Origin of the sequence: Hymenobacter sp. IS2118 (genome assembly GCF_000715495.1) — a bacterium.
GTDB lineage: Bacteria > Bacteroidota > Bacteroidia > Cytophagales > Hymenobacteraceae > Hymenobacter.
On the sequence record NZ_JNLX01000118.1, the window covers coordinates 1 to 1,958 of the forward strand.

Annotated in this window: 3 protein-coding genes; 1 reads left to right on the plus strand and 2 read right to left on the minus strand. The window is 56.7% G+C overall.

Going from position 1 to position 1,958, the window contains the following annotated elements; all coding sequences use genetic code 11:
• A partial coding sequence (locus tag GM79_RS10065; RefSeq protein ID WP_152559932.1) for an IS1 family transposase occupies positions 1-402 on the minus strand: 402 nt, incomplete at its 3' end.
• Positions 350-553: a hypothetical protein gene (locus GM79_RS24865; protein WP_152559931.1), complete on the minus strand. Its 204-nt coding sequence runs from the start codon at positions 551-553 to the stop codon at positions 350-352. The genes GM79_RS10065 and GM79_RS24865, both read right to left, overlap by 53 nt.
• Positions 554-889: 336 nt before the next feature.
• Here GM79_RS24865 and GM79_RS10075 point away from each other — a divergent pair, with 336 nt between their 5' ends.
• Positions 890-1,951 (plus strand): transposase, encoded by a 1,062-nt coding sequence (locus GM79_RS10075; RefSeq protein ID WP_035562095.1) that lies wholly within the window; start codon positions 890-892, stop codon positions 1,949-1,951.
• Positions 1,952-1,958 lie beyond the last annotated feature (7 nt).

Sequence of the window (1,958 nt, forward strand, 5' to 3'; positions counted from 1 at the left end):
CCGGGCGGTGTGCATACTCAGCGACTTGCTGAAGGAACAAGATTTTCGCACGAGCACCCCACAGCGCTGGCGTAGCGAACAGTTGATGGCTTCGACAATACTTGTTCCGCCGCTGCCCTTGGGGCAGCGGCGATGGTGCCAGCGGGGCAACACCTCCACGTAGGCCTCCCACAGGTCGGTAAAATACCAGCAATGGCGGTGGTAGCGCGGAGGCAGAGCCAACCACAAGCGCCGGGCCGTGGCCGCGTCCCGTCGGCCCAGCACCCAGGCCACGATGCGCCGGCTGGCCCGTTCGACGGCCAACCACAGCCAGACTTTGCGCTTCTTGCGGCCCACGAAGGTCCACATTTCATCCAGCTCCAGCGCTTCCCACTCCTTTTTCTGGTCCTTTTTGGGGCGCAAGCGCGGGAGCGCCGGCGAAGCCGCTTGCGCTTTTTTTTATCCGGCTGGCAATCGTCACCCGCGAGATACCCGTCACGCGGGCAATGCTGCGCTGCGAGTTGCGCTCGCCCAGCAACTCGTCCACCTGCGCATACTGCAGCGCTTTGGCCACGGCGGCGGGGGTAAAACGGGCTTGATGCCCGCAGCCTTTGCACTGGTATTTGGCATGGCCCCCAGCGCTGCCGTTACGGCGAATATGTTCACTGCCGCAAGCAGCGCAGAAATGTTGCGTAAAAACCATCCCTAAAATTAATCATTTCACCTTAGATTAGACCACCGCCGAAGAAAGATTGCAGGAATTGCTATTAATTGAAGGCGAAATTGTGACGAATCTGCCCGTTCGCGACGACCGGATTCATTAGTTACTGGTTGCTCGTTGTTATTGCTTCGTTGATTCTGTAACTAACTGATGTTACGCAGTATTTTTCCGTTCTAACTACCGTTTTCGATGGCCTGCACCCTGGATTTGTACACGGATTATCTCATCAGCTCGACGGGCCAAACTTCGGCTACGGGCCTCTCACGCCTGTTCGATGGGCAGCTTAGTCACGACCAGGTGACGCGCTGGCTCAGCAGCGTACACTTGGATTCACGCCAGGTCTGGGGCCATGCCAAACCGCTGATTCGGCAAACCGAGCGGACGTTGGAAGCAGCCGATTTTGCTGTTCTTATCGTCGATGATTCTATTTTGGAGAAGGCCCACACCGATGCCAATGCCCTGCTCTGTACCCATTACGACCATAGCCTGGGGCGGTACGTGAAGGGGCTCAATTTCGTGAGCCTGCTCTATGTGGCCGGTTCGCTCGCCGTGCCGATTGCCGTGGAGCTGGTGGAGAAAACGCAGGCCGTAACCGACCCTAAAACCCAGAAAGTGAGTCAGAAAAGCCCGCTGACGAAAAACGAGATGCTCCGCGCCATGTTGCGCGTGGCCCAAGAGCAAGTGGCCTACGGCTACCTGCTGGCCGACAGCTGGTATGCCTCGGCTGAGAACATGAACCAGGTGCGCGCGTTGGGCCACGACTTTATTTTTGCCCTGCCCACCTCGCGCACCGTGGCCCTGAGCGAAGTGGGGCGCGGCAATGGGGAATTCCAGGCCCTTGATACGCTGGCTTTCCCGGATGGGCAGCCCTTGCGCGTCTGGCTACGGAGCGTCGTGGAGGCGGTGCTCGTGGTCCGGCAAGTCTTTACAAATAAGGACGGTTCGCAGGGCGTGTTATATCTGGTGAGCAGCGATACGAATTTGACCGGGGAACAAGTGACGGTAATCTACCAGAAAAGGTGGAAAATCGAGGAGTACCACAAATCGCTCAAGCAAAACACGTCGATGGGCAAGTCGCCTACGAAAACCATCGATACGCAGGCCAATCATTTCTTTTCTTCCATCCTGGCCTACATCAAGTTAGAGAAGATAACCCGACAATTAGGCATTGGTCATTTTCGCCTCAAAGCCCAACTTTATTTGCGCGGACTCAAAGCCATGCACTACGCGTTAACCAAAATGGCTGCGTAACATCAGT